Origin of the sequence: Aphanothece stagnina RSMan2012 (assembly GCF_046764815.1) — a bacterium.
Taxonomy (GTDB): domain Bacteria; phylum Cyanobacteriota; class Cyanobacteriia; order PCC-6307; family Cyanobiaceae; genus NIES-981.
Genome location: NZ_JBKOUC010000095.1, coordinates 1 through 518, shown reverse-complemented (window position 1 = coordinate 518; position 518 = coordinate 1). Strand labels below are relative to the sequence as shown.

Genomic DNA, 518 nt, shown 5'->3' with positions numbered 1-518 from the left:
TCTGGGACTAGCTCTATTGTCTTAACTGGCACAGTTGCCAATATTAATACATTCCTTACTGGCTCTGCCCCTGTTTTTGCTCCCAGCGCTAACTTCAACGGTGCTGTTACCCTCACCATGGTCACCAATGATGGCGGTAATACAGGAGGTGCAGCACTATCTGATACTGACACCTCAACTATTACCGTCAATTCCGTCAACGATGCGCCAATCAATACCCTGCCAGGCACGTTCAGTGTAAATGAAGACACTAACCTAACCTTGACCGGTTTGTCCATCAGCGATGTAGATGCTGGAACGGGCGATGTAACCGTAACACTGTCGGTCAATTCAGGGACTTTATCTGCATCGTCATCAGGAAATGTCACAGTAAATAACTCTGGGACTAGTTCTATTGTCCTCACTGGTACAGTTGCCAATATCAATACATTCCTTACTGGCTTTGCCCCTGTTTTTGCTCCCAGCGCTAACTTCAACGGTGCTGTTACCCTCACCATGGTCACCAATGATGGCGGTAA

The 518-nt window shown here is 47.3% G+C and carries 1 protein-coding gene; it reads left to right on the top strand.

Annotated elements, in window-relative coordinates:
* A partial coding sequence (locus tag ACLNEE_RS16895; RefSeq protein WP_412007451.1) for a hypothetical protein occupies nucleotides 1-518 on the top strand: 518 nt, incomplete at both ends.